This window comes from Streptomyces sp. NBC_00005 (assembly GCF_045160215.1).
Classification (GTDB): Bacteria; Actinomycetota; Actinomycetes; order Streptomycetales; family Streptomycetaceae; genus Streptomyces.
Map to the genome: position 1 here is coordinate 3,224,583 of NZ_CP108316.1, position 24,525 is coordinate 3,249,107.

22 protein-coding genes and 1 riboswitch are annotated in these 24,525 nt (G+C 69.9%); of the genes, 8 read left to right on the forward strand and 14 right to left on the reverse strand.

Translation table 11 applies throughout. The features are described from left to right. Window positions 1-27: 27 nt before the first annotated feature. The 4 genes from OG303_RS14840 to OG303_RS14855 all read right to left on the reverse strand — a co-directional run bounded on the left by OG303_RS14840 (window position 28) and on the right by OG303_RS14855 (window position 4,834). Window positions 28-723 (reverse strand): GntR family transcriptional regulator, encoded by a 696-nt coding sequence (locus OG303_RS14840; protein WP_405868694.1) that lies wholly within the window; start codon window positions 721-723, stop codon window positions 28-30. Between the two features lie 187 nt (window positions 724-910). Continuing rightward, window positions 911-1,675 (reverse strand): M23 family metallopeptidase, encoded by a 765-nt coding sequence (locus OG303_RS14845; protein WP_405868696.1) that lies wholly within the window; start codon window positions 1,673-1,675, stop codon window positions 911-913. Window positions 1,676-1,688: 13 nt separating this feature from the next. Continuing rightward, window positions 1,689-1,851, reverse strand: a riboswitch (cyclic di-AMP (ydaO/yuaA leader). A 203-nt stretch (window positions 1,852-2,054) separates the two neighbouring features. Then, window positions 2,055-3,443 carry a M16 family metallopeptidase gene (locus OG303_RS14850; protein WP_405868698.1) on the reverse strand — a complete coding sequence of 463 codons (1,389 nt, stop codon included), beginning with the start codon at window positions 3,441-3,443 and terminating at the stop codon, window positions 2,055-2,057. Next, window positions 3,440-4,834 carry a M16 family metallopeptidase gene (locus OG303_RS14855; protein WP_405868700.1) on the reverse strand — a complete coding sequence of 465 codons (1,395 nt, stop codon included), beginning with the start codon at window positions 4,832-4,834 and terminating at the stop codon, window positions 3,440-3,442. Before OG303_RS14855 ends, OG303_RS14850 begins: the two co-directional genes overlap by 4 nt. Before the next feature lie 269 nt (window positions 4,835-5,103). On the opposite strand from OG303_RS14855, the gene OG303_RS14860 reads away from it, so the two are divergent. Then, complete coding sequence (locus tag OG303_RS14860) at window positions 5,104-7,560, forward strand: DNA topoisomerase (ATP-hydrolyzing) subunit A (protein ID WP_405868702.1); 2,457 nt, start codon at window positions 5,104-5,106, stop codon at window positions 7,558-7,560. Here the strand turns inward: OG303_RS14860 and OG303_RS14865 are convergent. Beyond that, window positions 7,557-8,645, reverse strand: coding sequence for a CobW family GTP-binding protein (locus OG303_RS14865; protein WP_405868704.1), 1,089 nt, complete (start codon window positions 8,643-8,645; stop codon window positions 7,557-7,559). The genes OG303_RS14860 and OG303_RS14865 overlap by 4 nt on opposite strands. Window positions 8,646-8,966: 321 nt before the next feature. Between OG303_RS14865 and OG303_RS14870 the strand changes: the two genes are divergently transcribed. Both OG303_RS14870 and OG303_RS14875 read left to right on the forward strand, forming a co-directional pair. Further along, window positions 8,967-9,488 carry a DUF6082 family protein gene (locus tag OG303_RS14870; protein ID WP_405868706.1) on the forward strand — a complete coding sequence of 174 codons (522 nt, stop codon included), beginning with the start codon at window positions 8,967-8,969 and terminating at the stop codon, window positions 9,486-9,488. A 199-nt stretch (window positions 9,489-9,687) separates the two neighbouring features. Next, window positions 9,688-9,924, forward strand: coding sequence for a hypothetical protein (locus tag OG303_RS14875; protein ID WP_405868708.1), 237 nt, complete (start codon window positions 9,688-9,690; stop codon window positions 9,922-9,924). 176 nt (window positions 9,925-10,100) lie between these two features. Here OG303_RS14875 and OG303_RS14880 read toward each other — a convergent pair whose 3' ends face one another. After that, the gene (locus tag OG303_RS14880; protein WP_405868710.1) at window positions 10,101-11,267 is read right to left on the reverse strand and encodes a citrate synthase; all 1,167 of its coding nucleotides are present in this window, start codon (window positions 11,265-11,267) and stop codon (window positions 10,101-10,103) included. A gap of 119 nt (window positions 11,268-11,386) precedes the next feature. Between OG303_RS14880 and OG303_RS14885 the strand changes: the two genes are divergently transcribed. The 4 genes from OG303_RS14885 (at window position 11,387) to OG303_RS14900 (ending at window position 16,128) form a co-directional block, all read left to right on the forward strand. Next, entirely contained in the window at window positions 11,387-12,643 is a 1,257-nt protein-coding gene (locus OG303_RS14885; protein WP_405868712.1) for a citrate synthase, read from the forward strand. A gap of 54 nt (window positions 12,644-12,697) precedes the next feature. Then, window positions 12,698-13,639, forward strand: a complete 942-nt coding sequence (locus OG303_RS14890) for a sucrase ferredoxin (protein ID WP_405868714.1) — start codon at window positions 12,698-12,700, stop codon at window positions 13,637-13,639. Window positions 13,640-13,786: 147 nt separating this feature from the next. Next, complete coding sequence (locus OG303_RS14895; RefSeq protein WP_405868716.1) at window positions 13,787-15,451, forward strand: ATP-binding protein; 1,665 nt, start codon at window positions 13,787-13,789, stop codon at window positions 15,449-15,451. Next, window positions 15,448-16,128 carry a response regulator gene (locus OG303_RS14900; protein WP_405868718.1) on the forward strand — a complete coding sequence of 227 codons (681 nt, stop codon included), beginning with the start codon at window positions 15,448-15,450 and terminating at the stop codon, window positions 16,126-16,128. The genes OG303_RS14895 and OG303_RS14900 overlap by 4 nt, the downstream gene beginning before the upstream one ends. Window positions 16,129-16,182: 54 nt before the next feature. Here the strand turns inward: OG303_RS14900 and OG303_RS14905 are convergent, their stop codons facing one another. Genes OG303_RS14905 through OG303_RS14915 form a run of 3 tightly spaced genes read right to left on the reverse strand, consistent with a single transcriptional unit; the run spans window position 16,183 to window position 18,987 of the window. Next, window positions 16,183-17,244 carry an ABC transporter substrate-binding protein gene (locus tag OG303_RS14905; RefSeq protein ID WP_405868720.1) on the reverse strand — a complete coding sequence of 354 codons (1,062 nt, stop codon included), beginning with the start codon at window positions 17,242-17,244 and terminating at the stop codon, window positions 16,183-16,185. A 59-nt stretch (window positions 17,245-17,303) separates the two neighbouring features. After that, entirely contained in the window at window positions 17,304-18,182 is an 879-nt protein-coding gene (locus tag OG303_RS14910; RefSeq protein WP_405868722.1) for an ABC transporter permease, read from the reverse strand. After that, the gene (locus OG303_RS14915; protein WP_405868724.1) at window positions 18,172-18,987 is read right to left on the reverse strand and encodes an ABC transporter ATP-binding protein; all 816 of its coding nucleotides are present in this window, start codon (window positions 18,985-18,987) and stop codon (window positions 18,172-18,174) included. The genes OG303_RS14910 and OG303_RS14915 overlap by 11 nt, the downstream gene beginning before the upstream one ends. 161 nt (window positions 18,988-19,148) lie before the next feature. Between OG303_RS14915 and OG303_RS14920 the strand changes: the two genes are divergently transcribed. Next, window positions 19,149-19,841: a response regulator gene (locus OG303_RS14920; RefSeq protein ID WP_405868726.1), complete on the forward strand. Its 693-nt coding sequence runs from the start codon at window positions 19,149-19,151 to the stop codon at window positions 19,839-19,841. A gap of 46 nt (window positions 19,842-19,887) precedes the next feature. On the opposite strand, the gene OG303_RS14925 is transcribed toward OG303_RS14920, so the two are convergent. The 5 genes from OG303_RS14925 to OG303_RS14945 form a co-directional block, all read right to left on the reverse strand. Then, window positions 19,888-21,480: a cation acetate symporter gene (locus tag OG303_RS14925; RefSeq protein WP_405868728.1), complete on the reverse strand. Its 1,593-nt coding sequence runs from the start codon at window positions 21,478-21,480 to the stop codon at window positions 19,888-19,890. Beyond that, window positions 21,477-22,043, reverse strand: a complete 567-nt coding sequence (locus OG303_RS14930) for a DUF485 domain-containing protein (protein WP_405868730.1) — start codon at window positions 22,041-22,043, stop codon at window positions 21,477-21,479. The genes OG303_RS14925 and OG303_RS14930 overlap by 4 nt, the downstream gene beginning before the upstream one ends. 67 nt (window positions 22,044-22,110) lie before the next feature. Beyond that, entirely contained in the window at window positions 22,111-22,794 is a 684-nt protein-coding gene (locus OG303_RS14935; RefSeq protein ID WP_405868732.1) for a response regulator, read from the reverse strand. Then, the gene (locus tag OG303_RS14940; RefSeq protein ID WP_405868734.1) at window positions 22,791-23,942 is read right to left on the reverse strand and encodes a sensor histidine kinase; all 1,152 of its coding nucleotides are present in this window, start codon (window positions 23,940-23,942) and stop codon (window positions 22,791-22,793) included. Before OG303_RS14940 ends, OG303_RS14935 begins: the two co-directional genes overlap by 4 nt. Continuing rightward, window positions 23,939-24,463, reverse strand: coding sequence for a DUF1453 domain-containing protein (locus tag OG303_RS14945; protein WP_405868736.1), 525 nt, complete (start codon window positions 24,461-24,463; stop codon window positions 23,939-23,941). Before OG303_RS14945 ends, OG303_RS14940 begins: the two co-directional genes overlap by 4 nt. Between the last annotated feature and the right edge of the window lie 62 nt (window positions 24,464-24,525).

The following is a 24,525-nucleotide window of genomic DNA, read 5'->3' on the forward strand; positions in this document are numbered from 1 at the left end:
CTTCTCCCTTTGTATACGGCGCGCACGTTAATGCCGCAGACCCGTCACGTTTACGGCATGTTGCGAGTTCCTCACACGGTCGGTGCGATCACCGCCGGAGGCGAACCGCAGCCGGTGCACCGCGCTGGAGCGCTCGGTGTGCAGCGTCGTGACGGCACGCGCGCGCTCGCTGTCGCCGCGGGCCACTGCGTCGACGATCGCGCCGTGCTCCGCCCAGGACTCCACGGGGTTGGCGGGCGCCTCCACGGCGTACATCCAGGCGATCTTGTGGCGCAGCTGGGTCAGCATCGAGGTCAAGGCGGGGCTGCCGGAGGCCTGGGCGAGCGTCTCGTGGAACCAACCCCCCAGGGAGCGCAGATCCTCGCTGTTGCCCCTCCTGGCCCGCTCCTGGCCCAGTCTGACCAGGCCGCGCAGCACCTTGAGGTGGGCCTCGGTGCGCCGCTGGGCGGCCCGGGAGGCGCCGAGCGGCTCCAGGAGCATGCGCATCTCCAGCAGGTCGGAGGCCTCCTGCTCGGTCGGCTCCGCGACGCACGCGCCCGCGTGCCGCCGGGTCACCACGAAGCCCTCCGCCTCCAGGGTGCGCAGCGCCTCGCGGACGGGCACGCGCGAGACGCCGTAGCGGCGCGCGAGGAGTTCCTCGGTGAGCCGGCTGCCGCGCTCGTAGACACCGGCGACGATGTCGTCCCGGATCGCCGTGCACACCGAGTGCGCCGGAATACGCATGACCGACCTCCGACTTAATCCCCGTGAAACGTCGATGATTGACGTGTGTTCCGTGACTCTATTGCACGGAGCCGGAATTTCCGATGGCGGGCCGGAATCCATGGATATTTTTTGGACAGCGGGGCACCAGAAAAGCCGAAAACCCCGGCTCGGGAGCCGGGGTCTCAGGGGATCTTGCGGTTCGTCGTCAGACGTTCACGCCGTGCGAGCGCAGGTAGGCGACGGGGTCGATGTCCGAGCCGTACTCGGGCGTCGTACGGGCCTCGAAGTGCAGGTGCGGTCCGGTGACGTTGCCGGTCGCGCCGGAGAGGGCTATCTGCTGGCCCGGGGTGACCGTCTGGCCCACCGAGACACCGATGGACGACAGGTGGCCGTACTGGGTGTACGTGCCGTCGTGCATCTTGATCACGACCTGGTTGCCGTAGGAACCGCCCCAGCCCGTCTCGACGACGGTGCCGGAGCCGACCGCGTGGACGGTCGTGCCGGTCGCGGCGTGGAAGTCGATGCCGGTGTGGCTGCCGGAGGACCAGAGGGAGCCACCGGTCTTGTAGCCGGTCGAGACATACGAGTTGGAGATCGGCGCGACGAAGGTGTTGAGGCGCTTGCGCTCGGCCTCGCGGGCGGCCCGCTCCTTGGCCTCGCGCTCCGCCTTGGCCTTCGCGGCGGCCTTCTTGCGCTCCGCCTCCTCGGCCGCCTTCTTGCGGGCGGCCTCCTCGGCGGCCTGCTTCTGGGCATCGGCCTGGGCGTCGATCTTGTCGGCGATCGCGTCGCCGATGGTGATGACGGGGGTGAGGCCGGTCTGCTCGACGGAGCTCTCGGCGGCGAGCGCCGGGGCGGCGAGGGTGCCGATGACACCGGTGGTGGCGAGGGCCGCGACGCCGGCGGCGCGCGTGCTGGTGCGGTGCATCCGGCTGGGACGACGGTGCTTCCCGGTGGCGCGGGTGAACGCCATGTAGTGGCTGGTCCTTTCCTTCCTTCTCGCCTACCGGGTTAGCTGACGGGTTCGGAGCAGGAAGGTCTCCTACGGACCCCCTCGCTGCGCGCGCGGGCGTCCGATTCACCCCAGGGACTACGTGGGTCCCCGGCTCCCCTGGCTCGCGCCGTACGGGGACTCGGCGATGGCTGTCCGGTTGCCGCGGATGCGGCTCGGTGCCTGACGGACAGCCCGGACGACGCTAAGCGGGGCGACTTTCAATCCCCAAACGGATCACGCGTTTTGTAGCGCATGCCACAGGTCAGACAGGCAACCTCTCCCCCAATTCGGACATTAGGGGGCCCTGGTGACTCATCAGTCACCAGGGCCCCTGCGCGCGTGTGCGCCGACCGATCCTCTACTCGGCCGTCACGACGGTGACTTCGCCGATCCCGAGGGCCTCGACGGGCTCCTTGATCGCGGCCGCGTCACCGACGAGGACCGTCACCAGGCGGTCCACCGGGAAGGCGCTCACGGCCGCCGCGGTGGCCTCCACGGTGCCGGTCGCGGCGAGCTGCTGGTACAGCGTCGCCTGGAAGTCGTCCGGCAGGTGCTGCTCGACCTGGTCGGCCAGCGTGCTCGCCACGGCCGCCGCGGTCTCGTACTTGAGCGGCGCGACCCCGACGAGGTTCTGCACGGCGACGTCGCGCTCGGCGTCGGTCAGGCCCCCTTCGGCGAGCGTGCGCAGCACGGTCCACAGGTCCTGCAGGGCCGGTCCCGTGTTGGGGGTGTCGACGGAGCCGCTGATCGCGAGCATCGCGGCACCGGAGCCGTCCGGGGCGGACCTGAGTACCTGGCCGAACGCGCGCACACCGTAGGTGTAGCCCTTTTCCTCACGCAGGACGCGGTCCAGACGGGAGGTGAGCGTGCCGCCCAGGCAGTACGTGCCGAGCACCTGCGCGGGCCACACGCGGTCGTGCCGGTCGGGGCCGACGCGGCCGATGAGCAACTGCGTCTGGACGGCGCCGGGACGGTCCACGACGATCACGCGCCCGGTGTCGTCTGCCGTCACCGGAGGCACAGGACGGGGCTCGGCCTTGGAGCCCGTCCACGCGCCCAGGGTGTCCCCGAGCAGCTCGTCCAGGTCGATGCCGGTGAGGTCGCCGACGACGACCGCGGTGGCCGTGGCGGGCCTGACGTGCCGGTCGTAGTACGCGCGTACGGCCGCGGCGTCGATCTTCTCGACCGTCTCCTCGGTGCCCTGACGCGGGCGCGACATACGCGAGTTCGCCGGGAACAGCTCCTTGGAGAGCTCCTTGGCGGCGCGGCGGGACGGGTTGGCCAGCTCGTGCGGGATCTCGTCCAGGCGGTTGCGGACGAGCCGCTCGACCTCGCTGTCGGCGAACGCCGGCGCCCTGAGCGCGTCGGCGAGCAGGCCGAGCGCCTTGGCGAGGCGGGAGGCCGGGACTTCGAGGCTGAGGCGGACGCCCGGGTGGTCGGCGTGCGCGTCGAGGGTGGCGCCGGCCCGCTCCAGCTCGGCCGCGAACTCCTCGGCGGAGTGCTTGTCGGTGCCCTCCGAGAAGGCGCGCGCCATGATCGTGGCGACGCCTTCGACGGCGGCCGGCTCGGCCTCCAGGGGCGCGTCCAGGAGCACCTCGACGGCGACGACCTGCTGGCCGGGGCGGTGGCAGCGCAGGACGGTCAGGCCGTTGCCGAGCGCACCGCGCTCCGGGGCCGGGAAGGCCCAGGGCCTGGCCTCGCCCGCCTGGGGCTGCGGGTGGAACTGCATCGTGGCGAGCTCGGTCACTTGGCCGCCTCCTCGTTCTCGTCGCGGGCTTCGATCGTGGCCTCCGCCTCGGGGTCTTCCGGGGGATCCGCGTCCTCCGCGGGCTCTCCCGAGACGGGCTCGTAGACGAGCACCGCGCGGTTGTCGGGGCGCAGGCGGGCCTTGGCGACCTCCTTGACCTCCTCGGGGGTCACCTCCAGGACGCGCTGGACGGCCGTCAGGGCGAGCTGCGGGTCGCCGAACAGGACGGCGTACCGGCACAGTTCGTCGGCGCGGCCCGCGACGGTGCCGAGCCGGTCCAGCCACTCGCGCTCCAACTGGGCCTGGGCGCGCTCCATTTCCTCGGCGGTGGGACCCTTCTCGGCGAACCGGGCGAGCTCCTCGTCGATGGCGGTCTCGATGACCGGCACCTCGACGTCACCGGAGGTCTTCACGTCCAGCCAGCCCAGGGAGGGCGCTCCGGCCAGCCGCAGCAGGCCGAACCCGGCCGCGACGGCCGTACGGTCGCGCCGTACGAGCCGGTTGTAGAGACGGGAGGACTCGCCGCCGCCGAGGACGGTGAGCGCCAGGTCGGCGGCGTCCGCCTCGCGCGTGCCGTCGTGCGGCAGCCGGTAGGCGGCCATCAGGGCGCGCGCCGGGACCTCCTCCTCGACGACCTCGCGCAGCTGCCCGCCGATGACCTCGGGCAGCGAGCCGTCGCGGGGGGCGGGCTTGCCGTCGTGCGAGGCGATGGACCCGAAGTACCTCTCGACCCAGGCGAGCGTCTGCTCCGGGTCGATGTCACCCACGACCGACAGAACCGCGTTGTTGGGCGCGTAGTACGTGCGGAAGAACGCGCGCGCGTCCTCCAGCGTCGCCGCGTCCAGGTCGGCCATCGAACCGATCGGGGTGTGGTGGTAGGGGTGGCCCTCCGGGTAGGCGAGGGCGGTCAGCTTCTCGAACGCCGTGCCGTACGGCACGTTGTCGTAGCGCTGCCGGCGCTCGTTCTTGACGACGTCCCGCTGGTTCTCCATGGACTCGTCGTCGAGAGCGGCGAGCAGGGAGCCCATACGGTCGGCCTCCAGCCAGAGGGCGAGCTCCAGTTGGTGGGTGGGCATGGTCTCGAAGTAGTTGGTGCGCTCGAAGCTGGTGGTGCCGTTGAGCGAGCCGCCCGCGCCCTGCACCAGCTCGAAGTGCCCGTTGCCCTTGACCTGACCCGAGCCCTGGAACATGAGGTGCTCGAAAAGGTGAGCCAGGCCCGTGCGTCCCTTGACTTCGTGGCGCGATCCGACGTCGTACCAGAGGCACACCGCCGCGACGGGGGTCAGGTGGTCCTCGGAGAGCACCACGCGCAGGCCGTTGGCCAGGCGGTGCTCGGTCGCTGTCAGGCCCCCGGTGCCTGCCTGGTCTGTGGCCGTGTGACCCATGGGCATGTACGTCCCTTCGATCGCGGGTGCGGTGGTTCGAACCGCGGTTTTCCTGCCGGTCCTGCCACTGTATGCAAGCGTGCGGACCGTCGGCGAAGTTCCCGGACGACGTACGCCCACAGCGGATCGCGTAACCTGCGGGCAGCCGCGGCAGGGTGACCCCCCGCGAGCCGAGCCGGACCGCCGACACCGGGTCCTGGCCCGCGTTGTCAGTGCCGCGGTCCACAATGGTCCGCGTCAGATACCGTTCACGCTTCAGCAAGGAGCCGGCAGCGATGGCCCGCCGCAGCACGAAGACCCCGCCGCCCGATGACTCGTACGAGGAGAAGATCCTCGACATCGACGTCGTCGACGAGATGCAGGGCTCCTTCCTCGAGTACGCGTACTCGGTCATCTACTCCCGAGCCCTGCCCGACGCCCGTGACGGCCTCAAGCCGGTGCACCGCCGCATCGTCTACCAGATGAACGAGATGGGGCTGCGCCCCGACCGCGGCTATGTGAAGTGCGCGCGCGTGGTCGGCGAGGTCATGGGCAAGCTGCACCCGCACGGCGACGCGTCGATCTACGACGCCCTGGTGCGCATGGCCCAGCCCTTCTCCATGCGCGTGCCGCTCGTCGACGGCCACGGCAACTTCGGCTCGCTGGGCAACGACGACCCGCCGGCCGCCATGCGGTACACCGAGTGCCGCCAGGCCCAGGCCACCAGCCTGATGACGGAGTCGATCGACGAGGACACGGTCGACTTCACGCCCAACTACGACGGCCAGGAGCAGGAGCCGGTCGCCCTGCCCGCCGCCTTCCCGAACCTGCTGGTGAACGGCTCGTCGGGCATCGCGGTCGGCATGGCGACGAACATGCCGCCGCACAACCTCGCCGAGGTCATCTCCGCCGCCCGGCACCTGATCCGCTACCCGGGCGCGGACCTCGACACCCTGATGAAGCACGTCCCTGGCCCCGACCTGCCCACCGGCGGCCGCATCGTCGGCCTGGCCGGCATCCGGGACGCGTACGAGACGGGCCGCGGCACCTTCAAGATCCGCGCCACGGTCGAGGTCGAGACCGTCACCGCACGCCGCAAGGGCCTGGTCATCACCGAACTGCCCTTCGCGGTCGGCCCCGAGAAGGTCATCGCCAAGATCAAGGACCTGGTCGGCTCCAAGAAGATCCAGGGCATCGCCGACGTCAAGGACCTCACCGACCGCGCCCACGGCCTGCGCCTGGTCATCGAGATCAAGAACGGCTTCGTGCCGGAGGCCGTCCTGGAGCAGCTCTACAAGCTGACGCCGATGGAGGAGTCCTTCGGCATCAACAACGTCGCGCTGGTGGACGGCCAGCCGCTCACGCTCGGCCTCAAGGAGCTCCTGGAGGTCTACCTCGACCACCGCTTCGAGGTCGTGCGGCGCCGCAGCGAGTTCCGCCGCACCAAGCGGCGCGACCGCCTGCACCTGGTGGAGGGCCTGCTCACCGCGCTCGTCGACATCGACGAGGTCATCCGCCTGATCCGCTCCAGCGAGAACAGCGCGCAGGCGAAGGAGCGCCTGATCGAGCGCTTCTCCCTGTCGGAGATCCAGACCCAGTACATCCTGGACACGCCACTGCGCCGTCTGACCAAGTTCGACCGGATCGAGCTCGAGTCGGAGAAGGACAGGCTCAAGGCGGAGATCGCCGAGCTGACCCGGATCCTCGAGTCGGACGCGGAGCTGCGCAAGCTGGTCTCCTCCGAACTGGCCGCCGTGGCAAAGCAGTTCGGCACCGAGCGGCGTACGGTCCTGCTGGAGGCCTCGGGCGCCCCCTCGGCCGCCGTGCCGCTGCAGGTCGCGGACGACCCGTGCCGTGTGCTGCTGTCCTCCACGGGCCTGCTGGCCCGCACGTCGAACGGCGAGCCCTTCCCGGAGGACGCCGACGCCCGGCGCTCCAAGCACGACGTGATCGTCTCGGCGGTCCCGGCGACGGCACGCGGCGAGATCGGCGCGGTGACGTCCTCGGGGCGTCTGCTGCGGATCAACGTCGTCGACCTCCCGCAGCTGCCGGACACGTTGGCGGCGCCGAACCTGTCCGGCGGGGCTCTCCTGTCGGAGTTCATCTCCCTGGAGGACAACGAGACGGTGGTCTGTCTGACCACGCTCGACGAGTCCTCCCCCGGCCTCGCCCTCGGCACCGAACAGGGCGTCGTCAAGCGTGTGGTCCCCGACTACCCGTCCAACAAGGAGGAGTTGGAGGTCATCACGCTCAAGGACGGTGACCGGATCGCCGGCGCGATCGAACTTCGTACCGGCGACGAGGACCTCATCTTCATCACCGACGACGCACAACTGCTGCGCTACCAGGCCTCGCAGGTCCGTCCCCAGGGCCGTCCGGCGGGCGGCATGGCGGGCATCAAGCTCACCGACGGCGCGAAGGTCATCTCCTTCACGGCCGTGGACCCGGCGGTGGACGCGGTCGTGTTCACGGTCGCGGGCTCGCGCGGCACGCTCGACGACTCGGTCCAGACGACGGCCAAGCTGACCCCGTTCGACCAGTACCCGCGCAAGGGCCGCGCCACCGGCGGCGTCCGCTGCCAGCGGTTCCTGAAGGGCGAGGACTGCCTGTCCCTGGCCTGGACGGGCGCAGTTCCGGCCAAGGCGGCGCAGAAGAACGGCACCCCGGTCGACCTCCCGGACATCGACCCGCGCCGCGACGGCTCGGGCGTGTCCCTGGCGAAGACGGTGGCGGTGGTGGCCGGCCCGGTCTAGACCGGCGGCTCCACGAGATCCTCGTCGGGGTCCTCCTCCGGATCCTGTACGAAGCGCAGGACGCCCCACATTCCGGCCTCGTCGGCGGTGTGTGGGGCATCGTTCCCGCACCCCTCGAGTTCCTTGCGGAGGGCGGACGCGTCGATGCCGGAACCGATGAGGACGAGCTGGGTCAGGCGTGCGTCGCCGGGAGCCCAGGGCTCCGGGTAGAAGCGGAGGAACCGCCCCACGGTGTGTACGGCGTAACGGTTGCGGACGTCGTACGCCCCGAAGTCGACGTACCCCTTGATCCGGTACAGCCCCTCGGGCCTGCTGTCGAGGAACTCCATCAACCGGCGTGGATCCATGGGCAGTTCGCCGGTGAAGGACAGGCTGTCGTAGGCGGCGTGCAGGTGGGCGGAGTGGTCGTCGTGCTCGCCATGACCGTCATGGTCGGCCAGATCGTCGAAGGACAACTGCCCGATGCGCTCCTCGCTCGGCCGGCAGTCGAAGAGGAACTCGGCGTCGACGCGCCCGTACGTCGCGGGCACGACGGCGGCGCGGTCGACGAGGGACCGGACGAGTCCGAGGACGCGATCCGCATCCGGCGCCCGGTCGAGCTTGTTGACGACGACGAGGTCGGCGAGGGCGAGATGCCGGTCGACCTCGGGATGCTTCACGCGTGTGTCGTCGAACTCGGCGGCGTCGACGACCTCGACGAGGCCGCCGTACACGATCCCCGGTTGCTCACTGGCCAGCACCATCCGCACCAGTTCCTGCGGTTCGGCGAGGCCGCTCGCCTCGATGACGATGACGTCGATGCCCGCGGTGGACCGGGCAAGCCGCTCCAGGTACTGGTCCAGCTCGCCGACGTCGACGGCACAGCACAGACACCCGTTCCCGAGGGACACGGTCGAATCACCGAGCGCACCGGCGACGGCCATGGCGTCGATCTCGATGGCACCGAAGTCGTTCACGATGGCACCGATCCGGCTGCCACCGCTGCGGTGGAGGAGGTGATTGAGGAGGGTGGTCTTGCCGGAGCCCAGGAATCCGGCAAGGACGACGACCGGGATCTGCCGGAAGCTGTGGCTCGGCTGACTCAACGTGCGACCTCTCTGACACCGACGCGTACACCGGATCGCGGGCCCGGCGCACGTACGAGGATTGAATGCCGGACCAGGATACGAGCCGGAATAATCACTGCGAAGTGAACGATTGTTAGCAGCACTTGCGGGGCAGACGTTGGGGAAGGCGCCGGAGCGTGCGACCCTCGCTTCCCTCCGTGCGCCTCCTCTCCGCCTCCCTGCCGATCAGAGCCGCTCGGCATCCTGGGAGACGGCAAGCGCCGCCCACCGCTCGCCGGTCCCCCTCAGTCGACCCGCACCCCGACGACCGGCGCACGGCCGCCTGATTCGGGGGTTGACATGGCCACACAGAATGCTGGGACACGACTGCTGGGGGTAGCCGCACGAACAGGGCTCGGCTTCGCTGCCGGAATCCTGACCGCCCTCGCCGCGCAGCAGCTCCTGCGCAACGGCTACGGAGATCGTCACGCCGAGTCCACCCAGCAGCGGCTGCAGCTCTACCTGCTGAACAAGGCCCTGGACGACCCCGACCTCGCCGCGGTGCTCAGCACCGTCGAGGTGGAATCACCCACCCAGCGCCGACAGTTCCTTTTCGCGAATGCGCTCTACTCGAATGCGCTTCTCGCCTACCGCAGCGGCGTGGTCACGTGGGAGGAGCTGTACGGCTATCTCAGGATCACCTGCCGAAACTCGATATTCCGGGATTACTGGGAAGCAACCCGCCCCCATCGCGCCAGTCTTGTCGACACCTCGGACGAGGCCCGCGTAGGGAGAATGATGGACAGCCTCATCCAGGATCTCGATGACGCCGACACCGACGAGTGGTGGGTGGTCGGCGAACCGCCGACCGAGAGCTCATGAGACCTTCACAGCCGCCCACCGCCTGATGATCTGCTCAGATGGTCAAGTTGCCTCACCCGTCAACACCTTGATCAAGACCAGGTCTCGATCGTGGGGAATCGGCGACTGGTTCTGCGAATCATCAGCAGGCTCACTAGGCTCAGAGCAATACTTGGGCCCGTTCTTGCTCGCTACACATCACAAGGATCGGGGCCTTTCTTTGAACATCGTGCGCCGCCTCGGTGCGACACCGCGCGAACGCGGCAGCCTGAATGGCGAAACTTGTCCTGATATTTTCGAACTCAGCGACGGAAACTTCGCTGTTATCGGGACGGAAGCGACGGCTGAACTCGACGGCAAGCTACCGCCCGATGCGGGTCGCGCCGACTACGAGCGCATCGTGATCATCACTCGGGAAACCCTGCTGCGCGCCAAGGCGGACATTCCCGACGCTTGAGCCAAGAGCGGCTCCGGGCAGCGAATCCATCCTCAGCTTCGCCGCGTTCCGCCCCCCGCACGCCATCGATGAGCGGTGCAGGGCCAGCCCCGACCGAGCAGAACAGCAACCCGCTCCCCCTGCTCACCACTCACGCAAGGCCCGGCACGGGATCGGTGCCGGGCCTTTGGTGCGCTTCAGGCCACCTCCGGCACCGCCACCGGCGCCCCCGGCCCCACATACCGCGCCGCGGGCCTGATGATCTTCGAGTCCTCCGCCTGCTCCAGGATGTTCGCACCCCAGCCCACCACCCGCGCCGCCGCGAACGTCGGGGTGAACATCTCCCGCGGCAGGCCACACAGTTCCATGACGACGCCCGCGTAGAACTCGACGTTCGTATGCAGCTCCCGGCCCGGCTTCAACTCGGCCAGGATCGCCTCGACTTGGCGCTCGACCTCTACGGCGAACTCCACGCGCGGGCCGCCGAAGCTCTGCGCCACCTCGCGGAGCATGCGCGACCGGGGGTCCTCGGTGCGGTAGACGGGGTGGCCGAAGCCCATGATGCGGTCGCCGGCGAGGACGCGTTCGCGGATCCAGGGGTCGATGCGGTCGGGGGTGCCGATCGCGTCCAGGGTGTCCAGCGCGCGGCTGGGCGCACCACCGTGCAGCGGACCGGAGAGCGCCCCCACGGCCCCGACGAGGCACGCGGCCACGTCCGCTCCCGTCGACGTGATGACGCGCGCTGTGAAGGTTGATGCATTGAAGCCGTGATCAATGGTTGAAATCAAGTACTGCTCGACCGCCCGCGCCCGCCTCGGGTCCGGCACCGAACCCGTCAGCATGTAGAGGTAGTTGGCCGCGTAGGAAAGGTCGTCCCGGGGCTCCACCGGTTCGAGGCCCCGACCCAGCCGATGCAGCGACGTGAGCAGCGTCGGTACGACCGCGGCCGCCACGAGGGCGTCCCGGCGACGGTCGGCCGCGTCGATGTCGTACACCGGCCGGAAGCCCTTCGCCGCGCCGAGCAGCGACAGTGCGGTGCGCATGCCGGCCAGCGGGCCGGACCGCCCGCTCGCCGCCGCAATGGCGGGCAGGGTCACGCGTACCTCGTCGGGCACCCGCCGCAGGGCCGCCGTCTCGGCGGTGAAGGCCGCGCACTGCGCCGCGTCCGGCAGTTCGCCGTGGACCAGGAGGTACCAGACGTCCTCGAAGCCGCGGCTCTGCGCCAGTTCGACGGCCGAGTACTGGCGGTAGTGATAGAAGCCCTCGAGCCCCCGGACGTCCCCGATCTCGGTGTCGGTGACCACGACACCGGCGAGTCCTCGCGGCACGTCGATGGTGGCGGCTGCTGACTTGTTGATGGACATGATTCCTCCCTGGACTTGATTCGACTGTCCATGATTGACTATTTCTCTGTCAATATTGATTGAATCAATACAAGTCAATGTTCCTAGTCCATATATCGTCATGCCGATACGGTGATCCCATGCGCGATCAAGAGCCCTCCACCGGTCACTCCGAGCGGCGGCTGACCACAAAGGAAGCCGCCGAACTGCTGGGCGTGAAGCCCGAGACCGTGTACGCGTACGTGAGCCGCGGCCAGCTCAGCAGCCGACGCGTGCCCGGCGGCCGGGGCAGCACCTTGGACGCCAAGGAGGTGGAGGCCCTCTCCCGGCGCAACAGGCGGGAGAGCAGCGGGAGTTCGGCATCAGGCGGCGAGCTCGCCGTGCGGACCCGCATCACGCTCATCGAGACCGACCGGTACTACTTCCGGGGCGTCGACGCCACCGAACTGGCCAAGCGCTACTCCTACGAAGAGGTCGCCGAGTGGCTGTGGACCGGCCGGATGCGCCGCGGAATCGCGTTCACCGCACCTCGGGCCTCGGTCGCCGTGGCCCGCCGCGCCGTCGACGCGCTGCCCGAACACACCGGCCCGACCGACCGGTTGAGGGTCGCGGCGATCGCCGCCGCGGCCGCGGACCCGGTGCGTTTCGACCTCTCCGAAGACGCCGTGCTCGGCACCGCGCGCACCCTCATCCCCACCCTCGTCGCCGCCCTGCCACCGGCCCGGCGCGCCCACCGCGACGAGGGTCCGCTGGCCCACCGCCTGTGGGCGCGGCTGAGCGGACGGGAAGCCGACGAGGCCTCGCTGCGCGCGCTGGACACGGCGCTCGCGCTCCTCGTCGACCACGATCTCGCCGCCTCGACCCTCGCGGTGCGCGTGGCCGCGTCGGCCCGCGCCCACGCCTACGCGGCCGTCTCCGCCGGGCTCGGCGTGCTCGAGGGCCCCCTGCACGGAGCGGCCAGCGGGCTCGCCCACCGGCTGCTGCTCGACGTGCTCGAGGAGGGCGACGCGGCCCCCGTGATCGCGGAAGAGCTGCGGGCGGGCCGCCGCATTCCGGGGCTCGGCCACCGCCTCTACCCCGGCGAGGACCCACGCGCGCGTGTTCTGTTCGGGCTTCTGGAGGAGATCCCCCGCGCCGCTCCCGCCCTCGCCGCGGCCCGCGACATCGTGGCCACCACCGCCCGGCACACGCCACTGCACGCCAACGTCGACCTGGCCCTGGCCGTGCTCACCGCGTCCTCCGGCATGCCCTCCACGGCCGGCGAGACCATCTTCGCCGTGGCTCGTACGGCGGGCTGGATCGCCCACGCGCTCGAGGAGTACGGGGAACGCCCGCTGCGCATGCGCCCGAGCGGCCACTACGTCGGCCCGAGGCCGCCCCAGCCTCTGCCGGAGTAGGACACGAGCGCGGCTGGAAGTCACCGCAAACCAAGTCAGGTTAGGCTCACCTCTGTGAGTACGTGCTCAACCGTCTCCCGGGAGCTCGACGAGCCGATCTCGGGAACCGCGGCCACCGCGAGGACCTGGCTACTGCTGGAGCAGTCGGGCCCCTGGGGCGCCAATGCGCTCACTTCGAGCCACCTCGATCCGGCACTCGGCCGCGCGCTGGAGACCGCCGCGAAGGGCACGGGCGTACGCATCGCGCTGATCCGGCGCCCGGGAAGGCACGCCGACTGCGGCACGCCTGCCGCGCGGCAGGTGTACGCGGCCCACACGGCGCCCGGCAACACATGGGTGCACTCCGCCAGGACCTGCGATCCTCGGGCTCTGCTCGACCTGGACTTCGCCGCGCTCGGCAGGGGCGAGCACCACACCTTCGACTCGGCACTCGGGGCCCGGCCCCACGCCGGTGATCCGCTCGCCCTCGTCTGCACCAACGGCAAGCGCGACCGCTGCTGCGCGCTGCTCGGCCGCCCGCTCGCGGCCGAGCTCGCCTCCTCCGGGGTGGAGGGCGTCTGGGAGGTCACTCATCTGGGTGGCCATCGCTTCTCCCCCACACTGCTCGTGCTGCCGTACGGATACGCCTACGGCCGCGCCGAGGCCCACGCCGTCAAGGAGATCCTCAACGGCGTCCAGGAGGGGCGGATCGTCGTGGAGGGATGCCGCGGCAGCTCCGCCTGGGAACGGCCCGGTCAGGCGGCCGAGCTGGCCGTGCGCGCGGCGGTGCGCGAGTACGCGGCGGACGTCCTGAGCGTCGTACGGACGGACGGGGCCGCACCGCACTGGCAGGTGACCGTCGCCCACGAGGACGGACGCCAGTGGCGCGTCGATGTGGCCCAGGGCGCGTCCCTGCCGCCCCGCCCGGAGAGCTGCAGTACGTCGGTTCTGGGGTCACCCGCGCGTATGGAGGTCCTTGCGGTGCACGAGTCGAGGACGACCGCACTCGCGAGGTGACCCGGCCGATCAACGCGAGCTGACCCGGCCGATCAACACGTCGATCCACTCGCCTCAACACTTCGACCTGCTCGCCTCAGCATTGATCAAGAGATCCATGCCACACCCCCTACGGCAGTTCCGGCACGTCCACGTACGGTCGTGGGTATGAGCCCCACTCCCCCCGCACGCCGCCTGCGCCTCGGTTTCCCGAAGCGGGTGTTCTCGCAGGTACTGCTGATGCAGGTGGTGATCGCCGCAGGAGTTGCGGTGCTCGCGACCGGGCTGTTCCTGGCACCGCTGAGCAAGCAGCTGGACCAGGAGGCGATGCGCCGTGCCCTGGCCATCGCCGAGACCACCGCCCAGGACCCGCAGATCGCCGAGGGGCTGCTGACCACGCCGCCGACCAGGAACGGTCCGGTGCAGAAGGAGGCCGAGCGGATCCAGCGGGCCACGCACGCCGAGTACATCGTGGTGCTGGACCGGAACTGGGTGCGCTGGTCGCACCCCACAGCAGCGCAGATCGGCCATCGCGTCTCCACGGACCCCCGAGACGCCCTGGCGGGCAAGGAGGTCATGGAGATCGACAAAGGCACCCTGGGCCGCTCGGCCCGCGGCAAGGTGCCCCTGCGGGACGCCGACGGCAAGATCATCGGTGCGGTCTCGGTCGGGATCAAGTACGACAGCGTGCGGGCCGAGCTCATCGGCGCGATCCCCGAGCTGCTCGCCTACGCCGGGGGCGCGCTGGCCGTCGGTGCGCTGGCCGCCTGGCTGATCTCGCGGCGGGTTCAGCGGCAGACCCGTGACCTGGCGTTCTCGGACATCTCGGGGCTGCTCGCGGAGCGCGAGGCGATGCTGCACGGCATCCGGGAGGGCGTCGTCGCCCTGGACCGCGCCGGCCGTATACGCCTCCTGAACGACGAGGCCCGTCGCCTGCTGGACATCGACGAGGAGGCCGTCGGCCGGTCTCCCGACGAGGCGCTCGGTGAAGGACGTACGGCCGACATCCTGGGCGGGCGGGTGACGGGCACCGACCTGCTCACCGTCCGCGGCCAGCGCGTCCTGGTCGCCAACCGCATGCCGACCGACGACGGCGGCGCCGTGGCCACCCTGCGCGACCGCACCGAGCTGGAGCAGCTCGGCCGGGAACTCGACTCGACGCGGGGCCTGATCGACGCCCTGCGCGCCCAGGACCACGAGCACGCCAACCGCATGCACACGCTTCTGGGGCTGCTCGAACTGGAGATGTACGACGACGCCGTGGACTTCGTCGGCGAGGTGGTCGGCGACCACAGGACCACCGCGGAACAGGTCACCGAGAAGATCCAGGATCCGCTGCTCGCCGCCCTGCTGGTGGGCAAGGCGACGGTCGCGGCCGAGCGCGGCGTCGCCCTGTGGGTGTCGGACCGGACGCGGCTCCCGGACCGGCTGATCGATCCCAGGGGGCTCGTCACGATCGTCGGGAACCTGGTGGACAACGCGCTCGACGCGGTCGCGGGCACGCTCCACGCGCGCGTGGAGATCGAGTTGCGCGCCGAGGGACGTACCGCTGTCCTCAGAGTGCGCGACACAGGGCCCGGAATCCCTGTCGAGCAACGCGAGTTGGTCTTCACCGACGGATGGTCCACGAAGGAGCCGCCGGCGCACCGGAAGCGTGGCATCGGGCTCTCCCTGGTGCGCAGGCTCGCCGAGCGGCAGGGGGGCAGCGCCTCGGTCGGTGAGGCGCACGGCGGCGGCGCGGAGTTCACCGTCGTCCTGCCGGAAGCGCTGACCGAGTCGGCGCCTGCCCTCACCGCGTCCGCGGACACGCCCGTCAAGGAGGAGTCGCAATGATCGAGGTCCTGGTCGTGGACGACGACACCAGGGTCGCGCGCGTCAACGCCGCCTACGTGGAGAAGGTGCCGGGCTTCCACGTCGCCGGCGAGGCGCACAGCGCGGCCGAGGCGCTGCGTCAGCTGGAGCTTCTGCCCCGTCTGGACCTGGTCCTCATGGACCACTACCTGCCCGACGGGACGGGTCTGGCGGTCGTCCAGGAGATGCGCCGCCGCGGCCACCAGACCGATGTGATCATGGTGACGGCGGCCCGTGACGTGTCGACCGTGCAGGCCGCGATGCGGCACGGCGCGCTGCAGTACCTGGTCAAGCCGTTCGCCTTCGCGGGCCTGCGCGCCAAGCTGGAGGCGTACGCGGATCTGCGCCGCACGCTCGACGGCGGCGGCGAGGCGGAGCAGGCCGAGGTCGACCGCATCTTCGGCGTCCTGTCCGCTTCTTCGGAGCCGGGGCTGCCCAAGGGGCACTCCCCCACCACCGCGGAGCTGGTGCGTCAGTCCCTGATGAACGCCGAAGGCCCGCTGTCCGCCCAGGAGATCGCCGACCGGACCGGCGTGAGCCGCCAGACCGCCCAGCGCTACCTGAAGCTCCTGGAGCGCACGGGACGGGCCCGGCTCACCCTGAAATACGGCGACGCGGGCCGCCCTGAACACCGTTACGTGTGGGCGACCCGCGCCTGACGGGCACGGCCGGTGGGAGCGGGGGAAGGGGCCGTACCCCCTATGGATACGGACTCAGCCCGCGGCTTTCTCCACGAACTCGGTGGTGAACGTCTTGCTCAGATCCACCTTGGCGTTCTTGATGTTGGGGTTGAACGCCTTGAGCACCTTCTCGACGGTCTCGGGACCGTCCTTGGGCATGACGCCGTCGTCGGTGAACATCGGCAGTGTGCTCTCGATGGCCGCGGCGTAGAGGAGCTTGTTGCCCTGCGAGTAGTCGGCGGGCATCTTGTCGGCGATCTGCGAAGAGCTGTGGGTGGACATCCACTTGAGCGTCTTGACGAATGCATTGGCCAACTTCTGGACGGTGTCCTTGTGACTGTTGACCCAGTCCGTCTGCATGTACAGGCTCGACGACGGGTACGGGCCGCCGAGTGCCTCCTGTGATCCCTCCGGGGTCCGCATGTCGAGAAGGACCTTGCCCGCCTTCTTGTCCAGGATCGTGGCGACGGTCGGATCAGTCGTCATGCCGGCGTCGATGGAGCCCTGCTGCAGCGCCGAGATGAAGGTCGGTCCGGCGCCGACGGCGACCGGCGTGAACTCGCTGACCTTCACGCCGTTCTTGACGGCGAGGTACTTGGTGAGGAAGTCGGTCGACGAGCCCAGACCGGTGATGCCGAGCTTCTTCCCCTTGAAGTCCTTGGGCGAAGTGATGTCTCCCGCCGCCTTCTTGGAGACGATCTCCACCTCTCCGGGCGCGTGCGAGAACTGCACCACGGACTCGATCGCCTTGCCCTTGGTCTGGAGGTCGAGGGTGTGGTCGTAGAAGCCGACGGCCCCCTGGACCTGACCGGAGACGAGCGCGGTCTCGGCCTGGACGCCGGCGGGCTCGCTCAGGAGCTCCACGTCGAGGCCTTCGGCGTCGAAGTAGCCGAGCCGCTGGGTGAGCATCGCGGGCATGTAGATGACCTTGTCCAGGCCACCGACCATGATCTTGACCTTCGTGCCCTTGCCGTCACCCTTGCTGCCGGAGCCGGTGGAGGCGGTGCTCGACGCGTCGTTGGCACAGGCGGTGAGGGAGGAGAGGGCGAGCAGGCCGGCGGCGGCCAGGGTGGTGTATCTGCCGGACTTGCGCATGGCGGTTCACGTCCTTGTGAGAGGGCTGTGCGGGGAGAGGAGAGGTGGTGCGGTGGGATTCAGCTGTCGGAACCCGCCGGCTTCCACCGGAAGATGCGGCGCTCGGCGAAGGTCAGCAGCCCCTCGGCGGCGAGTGCGACGACGGCGAGGATGACCATGGCCGCGTACACACCGGCCGTGTTGAAGGTCCCCTGCGACTGCGCGATCAGCAGGCCGACGCCCTTGGTCGCGCCGATGTACTCGCCGACGATGGCGCCGATGAGGGCGAAGCCGAAGCTGACATGGAGACTGGTGAAGATCCATGAAGTAGCGGAGGGAACGACCACCTGAAGCGTCACCCTGCGGTCGCTCGCGCCGAGGATCCGGGCGTTGGCGACGAGATTGCGGTCGACCTCGCGGGCGCCCTGGAAGGCGTTGAAGAAGACCGGGAAGAAGACCAGGACGACCGCCGAGGCAACCTTGGAGGCGGGGCCGAGGCCGAACCAGATCATGAAGACCGGGGCAAGGACGATCCTGGGAATCGAGTTGAGCACCTTGATGTACGGACCGATGACATCGGCGAGGAAGGCGATCCGCCCCAGGGTGATGCCGAACACGACACCGGCGGCCACACCGATGACCCAGCCGAGCAGCGCCTCGTACAGCGTGTACCAGATCTGCTCGCCCAGGGACCCGATGGCGGTTCCGTGGTTCACCCAGGTCCAGATCTGATCCCAGATCTTCGAGGGCATCGAGAAGTTGAACGGGTCGATGACCTTGGTGCGGGCGAGCAGCTCCCACAGGCCGAGGACGGCGACCAGGAGCAGCACCCGCGCGACCGCGATGACGATCTTGCGTCTACGGGCGGCACGCGCGCGTGAGTGCGTGCGGTTCGTCTTGCTGCCGGGTTCTGTCATGGTCAGTGCGACCTGGGCCTCGGGTATGACGTCAGGCGACATCGGCGGCACCCCTCTCGCGGGTGATGCGGACCTCTTCGCCCAGGGACTCCCAGATCTCGCGGTAGATCTCGATGAACCGTGGCTCCAGGCGCACGGACTCGACCTTGCGCGGCCGCGGCAGGTCGATGTCGAAGACCTGCTTGACGGTGGCGGGACCGGCCGTCATCACGACGACCTTGTCGGCCAGCGCGATCGACTCCTCCAGGTCGTGCGTGACGAACACGACGGAGGCGCCCGTGCCCTCCCACAGCTCCAGCAGCTCGTCCGACATCAGCGCCCTGGTCTGCACGTCGAGCGCCGAGAAGGGCTCGTCCATGAGCAGGATCTCGGGGTCGTTGACGAAGGTCGCGGCGAGCGCGACGCGCTTGCGCTGGCCACCGGAGAGCTGGTGCGGGTAGCGGTCCTCGAAGGCGGCGAGGCCGACCCGGGCGAGCCATTCACGGGCCTTCTGCTTCGCCTCCGCCTTGGGCACGCCGCGGAAGCGCGGGCCCGCCATGACGTTGGACAGGACCGTGCGCCACGGGAAGGTGGCGTCCTGCTGGAAGACGAAACCGACCTTGTCGCCCACGCCCTGGACCGGATCCCCGGCGACCAGAACCTCGCCCTCGGTGGGCTCCTCCAACCCGCTGACCAGGGTCAGCGTGGTCGACTTGCCGCAGCCCGTGGGGCCGACGACCGCCACGAACTCACCGCGCCCGACCGTGAGATCCAGCTCCCTGACGGCCGTGTGCAGACCCCCCGACGGGGTCTTGAAGATCTTGCTCGCGCCCCGTAGCTGGATGGCGGGGCTGGTGTCTGCGCTCATGGCCGGGGACGGTAGATGTGGCCCGGGCCACAGCAGCAGCCTTGTGAGCGCATGCCGTTCTTTTGCTTACAGCAGCCTGTTGTGCTCGTTTTGCGCGCGCTACAACTGCGGAGCCGAAACATGGGTTTAACGCCCACCTGGCCTTGACAGAAAGAGGCCCGATGATTGACGTCCTGGTCGTGGACGACGACTTCCGCGTCGCCGAGATAAACGCCAAGTACGTGGGAAAGGTTCCCGGCTTCCGGGTCGCCGCCCGTGCGCACAGCGCTGCCCAGGCGCTGGCCAGCGTGCAGCGCGGGGCCATCGACCTGGTCCTGCTCGACCACTATCTGCCCGACCAGACGGGCCTCGAACTCGTCCACCGCATGCGAGACCAGGGCCACGGCGCCGACGTCATCATGATCACAGCGGCAAGCGATGTGACGACCGTGCAGGCCGCGATGCGCCTCGGCGCGCTGCACTATCTGGTCAAGCCGTTCACCTTCGCCGCCCTGCGCACCCGCCTCGACTCGTACGCCGCCCTGCGCCGCACCGTCGACCGGGTCGGTGGCCGCGGCATCGCCGGCCAGGACCAGGTGGACCGGATCTTCGGCGCGCTGCGCACCACGCCGGCACCCTCGTCACCGGGCCTACCCAGCGGTCACTCGGAGCCGACGAGCGACCTCATCTGCCGCGTTCTGCACCACGCCGACCACCCGCTCTCGGCCCACGAGGTGGCCGCGGAGACGGGCCTGAGCCGCTCCACGGCCCAGCGCTACCTCCGCCACCTCGAACAGGCCGGCCGCCTCCGCCTCTCCCTCAAGTACGGCGACACGGGGCGCCCGGAGCACCTGTACGCATGGGTGGCGCCGTAGCCCGAGGACTGCGCCTCATGCCGTACGACGGTGAGCAGCGCGGCGCCTACGCGGCTCCCGCCCCCGTCAGCGCCCGCACCTCGGTCTCCGCGTGCTTGGCCTCGTCCGGGACCTCGGCGGAGGTGACCGTGCCGAGCCAGCCCGCGAGGAAGCCCAACGGGATCGACACGAGGCCGGGGTTCTGGAGCGGGAAGTACTGGAAGTCGACGGCGGGGAACAGCGAATCCGGACTGCCCGAGACCACCGGCGACAGCACGACTAGGGCCAGTGCGGGGACGAGCCCGCCGTATACGGCCCATACGGCACCGCGGGTGGTGAAGCCGCGCCAGAACAGCGAGTACAGCAGCACCGGGAGGTTCGCGGACGCGGCGACCGCGAAGGCGAGACCCACCAGGAAGGCGACGTTCAGGTCACGGGCCAGGAGTCCGAGGGCGATCGCGACCACGCCGATGCCGACCGAGGCGACGCGCGCCACGGCCACCTCGCTGCGCGGCTTGGCACGGCGGCGCCGCAGGGACGCGTACAGGTCGTGGGCCACGGACGCCGAGGAGGCGAGCGTGATTCCGGCGACCACCGCGAGGATGGTGGCGAAGGCGACGGCGGCGACGATCGCGAAGAGAACCGTTCCTCCTGTGGAGTTCGCGCCGCCGCCCAGGTTGAGCGCGAGGAGCGGAACCGCCGTGTTCCCGGCCGCGTTCGACCCGCGTACCGCCTCCGGCCCCACGATCGCGGCCGCACCGAAGCCGAGAATGATCGTCATCAGGTAGAAGCCGCCGATGAGCCCGATCGACCAGAGCACCGACCGCCGTGCGGCCCGGGCGGTGGGCACCGTGTAGAAGCGGGACAGGATGTGCGGCAGCCCGGCCGTGCCCAGCACCAGGGCGAGGCCGAGACTGATGAAGTCGAAACGGGCGGTCCAGTCCCCGCCGTACTTCAGCCCCGGCGCCAGGAACGCGTCGCCGTGACCACTGCGCTCGGCCGCCGTCAGCAGCAGCCGGTCGAGGTCGCCGTGGAACCGCAGCAGGACGAGCACGGTCAACGCGACCGTACCGCTGAGCAGCAGAACCGCCTTGACGATCTGGATCCAGGTGGTGGCCCGCATCCCTCCCAACGACACATAGATCACCATGAGCGCGCCGACGCCGATGACGGTCCAGGCCCGCGCCGCCGCGCTCGTACCCCCGAGCAGCAGCGCGACCAGGCTGCCCGCACCCACCATCTGCGCCACTAGATACAGAACGGACACGGTGACCGAGGAAGTTCCCGCCGCGATCCGGACGGGCCGCTCCCGCATCCGCGCCGCGACCACGTCGGCCAGCGTGAACCGCCCGCAGTTGCGCACCAGTTCGGCGACCAGGAAGAGCACCAGCAGCCAGGCGACGAGGAAGCCGACCACATACAGCAGCCCGTCGTATCCGAACAGGGCGATGAGCCCGGTGACGCCCAGGAAGGACGCGGCCGACATGTAGTCGCCCGCGATGGCAAAACCATTCTCCATGGGCGAGAAGAGGCGCCCGCCCGCATAGAACTCCTCCGCCGAACCATGCCGGTTGCGGCTCACCCACGTCGTGATCGCCAGCGTGACGGCGACGAACGCGCTGAACAGAAACAACGCCAGCGTCTGGTGATCACCCGTCATGAGGCACCGCCTTGGGCGCCGCGCGTCAGTTCCTGGGTGTCCCAACGCAGTTCGAGCGCCGCCCGGTCCCTGCGCAGCCGCGCATGCCGGGCGTAGGCCCAGGCGAACAGGAAGGTGGTGAGGAACTGCCCGAGCCCCGCGAGCATCGCCACGTTCACCGCGCCCGCCACGGGACGCGCCATCAACCCGGGTGCGGTCGTAGCGGTCACGACGTACCCCACGTACCAGACGAAGAAGACGGCGACTCCCGGCACCACGAACCTCCGGTACCGGCTGCGCACTTCCTGGAACGCCGCACTGCGCTGCACCTCGAGGTAGACGTCTGCCGCAGCCGCAGCCTCGTCCTCGCTCGCCCTGCGCGCAGCACGGGCTTCGGGTACGGGCACGGACCCGCCGACACCGTCCAACTCGCCCCATCCGGAGGCGAGTGCGTCGTACCACGGGTCTTCGTACCGCACACCCCCGGACGCCTCTGCGAGGGACGGCTCGTGACCCTCACGGTGCTCGGCCGGACCGTCGGCGCCACCCCCGCCTTCACGGGGACGACCGTTGCTTGACTGCATGCCCAAGGATGGACAGAACGGGAAGATCCCCGACTCTTCTTCCCCGCTCTTCACCCCATCAGGTGACTCAACCCGCTGGTGGCCGTACGAGCCCCTTCGCATACGCGTAACGCACCGCCTGGGCACGGTCCTTGAGCCCTGTCTTGGCGAAGAGGTTGTTGATGTGTGTCTTCACGGTCGCGGTGGAGACATGCAGCTTGCGGGCGATCTCCTGGTTGCTGAGACCGTCGGCGATCAGCAACAGCACCTCCGTCTCCCGCGCGGTGAGCCCGTCCGGCGCCTCGGTCACGGTCGCCGGCTGCGGCTCCGGATCGGACAGCCGCTCCAGCAGCCTTCGTTGGATGCTCGGCGACAGCCCCGCGTCCCCGGACAGCACGCTCTGCACGGCCCGTACGATCTCGTCCCCGCCCGCGTCCTTGGTGAGATAGCCCCGCGCTCCCGCCCGCAACGCCGGGAACAAAGACGCGTCGTCCGCGTACGTCGTGAGCACCACGACCTGCGTCCCGGGGTGCTCCGCGCGAATACGCCGGGTCGCCTCCACACCGTCGCAGCGGGGCATGCGCAGGTCCATCAGCACCACGTCCGGGGCGAGTTCGGCGACGAGCTTCACCGCCTCGTCCCCGTCCCCCGCGGCGCCGACGACCTCGATCCCGGGCAGCAGGCCCAGCAGCATCACGATGCCCTCACGCACGACGGTCTGATCGTCCGCGACCACCACGCGCGCGGGCTGCTCCTCCGTCCCTCCCGTCATACAGGCACCTTCAGCGTCACCATGAACCCCTCCTCGTCCGGCCCGGCCTCCAGCGAACCGCCCAGCAGCTCGGCGCGCTCGCGCATGCCCAGCAGACCGTATCCGGCACCCGCCCCGGTGAGCTCACCCGGCGAGCCGCCCGAGTCCCGTACGTCCAGCGTCACTTGCTGATCGCTGTAGTCCAGCCGCACCCGCACCTTGGCCCCCGGCGCATGCTTACGGACGTTGGTCAGGGCCTCCTGGGCGACCCTGCGCACGGCCTGCGACGCCTCGGCGGGCAACCGCCTGCGCTCACCCGTAATGGTGACCTCGGCACCGGCCGTCGTACCGACGAGCTGCGAGAGGAAGTCCTCCAGCGGTGTCAGCTCGCCGCGCAGTGCGGAGAGCGCCTGCCGTGTCTCGTCGAGACCGTCGCGCGCCATGCCCCGAGCGGCCACCACCCGCTCCAGGATCTGCTCCCGGTCGGCACCCCGCTCGATCAGCAGCCGGGCTGCCTCCAGGTGCACGAGCTGCGCGGAGAGGCTGTGCGCCAGCACGTCGTGGATCTCCCGCGCGATCCGGGCCCGCTCCCCGAGCGCCGCCGACTCGGCCTCCGCGGCCCGGGCGGCCCGCTCATGGGCGAGCAGCCGCTGGGCGTTGCCCCGGGCCTCGGCGTCGAGGCGCAGTGTGTAGCCCGCGAGGGCGAGACCGATGACGGTGACCGCAGTCGTCAGCGGGTTGTCGTTGTTGAAAGCCCCGTACAGGCCGAGTGCCATCCCGGCGACAGGCACACCGACTGCAAAGGGCAGCCGCTCCAGCGAAGCGACCCCGCACCCGCACCACATGACGAGGGCAGGAACCCGGAACTCCGAGGCCTGGGCCAGGATCGCGATGCCTTGCAACAGTGCGAGCGTTCCCAGCGAGGGCCACAACCGGTGCTGCAGAGTGAAGCGGAAGAAGGCCCAGGCAAGCACTGCCGCCAGGAGCACCACCCCGGCCGCCGCGCCCCTCTTCCAGCCGTGCACATGGCTGCCGCTGAAGGCTCCCCACAGCAGCATGCCGAGGACGAGCAGCCGCACGACCCAGGCGAGCAGGCGCCGGGGCTGGGAGACTCCCTCGCGCCCGAGCGCCTCCCGCGAGGGCCAGCGCGTCCACGCGTGCCGCGTCACACACGCTCCTTCCGCGCGGGTCGAGCCATGTGGTCACGGTACGCCGTGGTCACACCCGCCACCGGGGCGAGCGACTGGGCCCGCCAGACGAGGATCCCGGAGCGGACCAGGAGGGTGGCCGCCAGGGCGATGAGCAGGGCGGAGCTGTCCTGATGCACGCCGATCGCCGAGCCGAGTGCGAAGAGACCGACGCGCAGGGCGATGCCGACAATCCAGACGGTCACGCTCGCCTTGGTGCTCTTGCTCCATACAGTGCCGTCCGGCTCCGCCCATATTCGGGTCGTCCAGGCCCAACCAGCCCCAGTGGCAAGGCCGATGAGCAGCTCGGTGCCGAGCAGGGCGATCGATTCTGTGCGGTGGTGTGCGTCGACGATTCCGGGCTCGCGCAGCGCCACGACGGCGAGAATCACAGGCAGAAGCCACCAGCGCCTGTCGGTGCTGATCTGCCGTGCACGGAACTGTCGCACGAGTACAACGGCGACCACCGCCGCAATCACCAGCGCATTGACCAGCCCGGACATCAGTGCCTCCGTGAGCGAAGAAGGGCGATGCCGGCAGCGAGTGCTGTCGACGCCTTCGACGC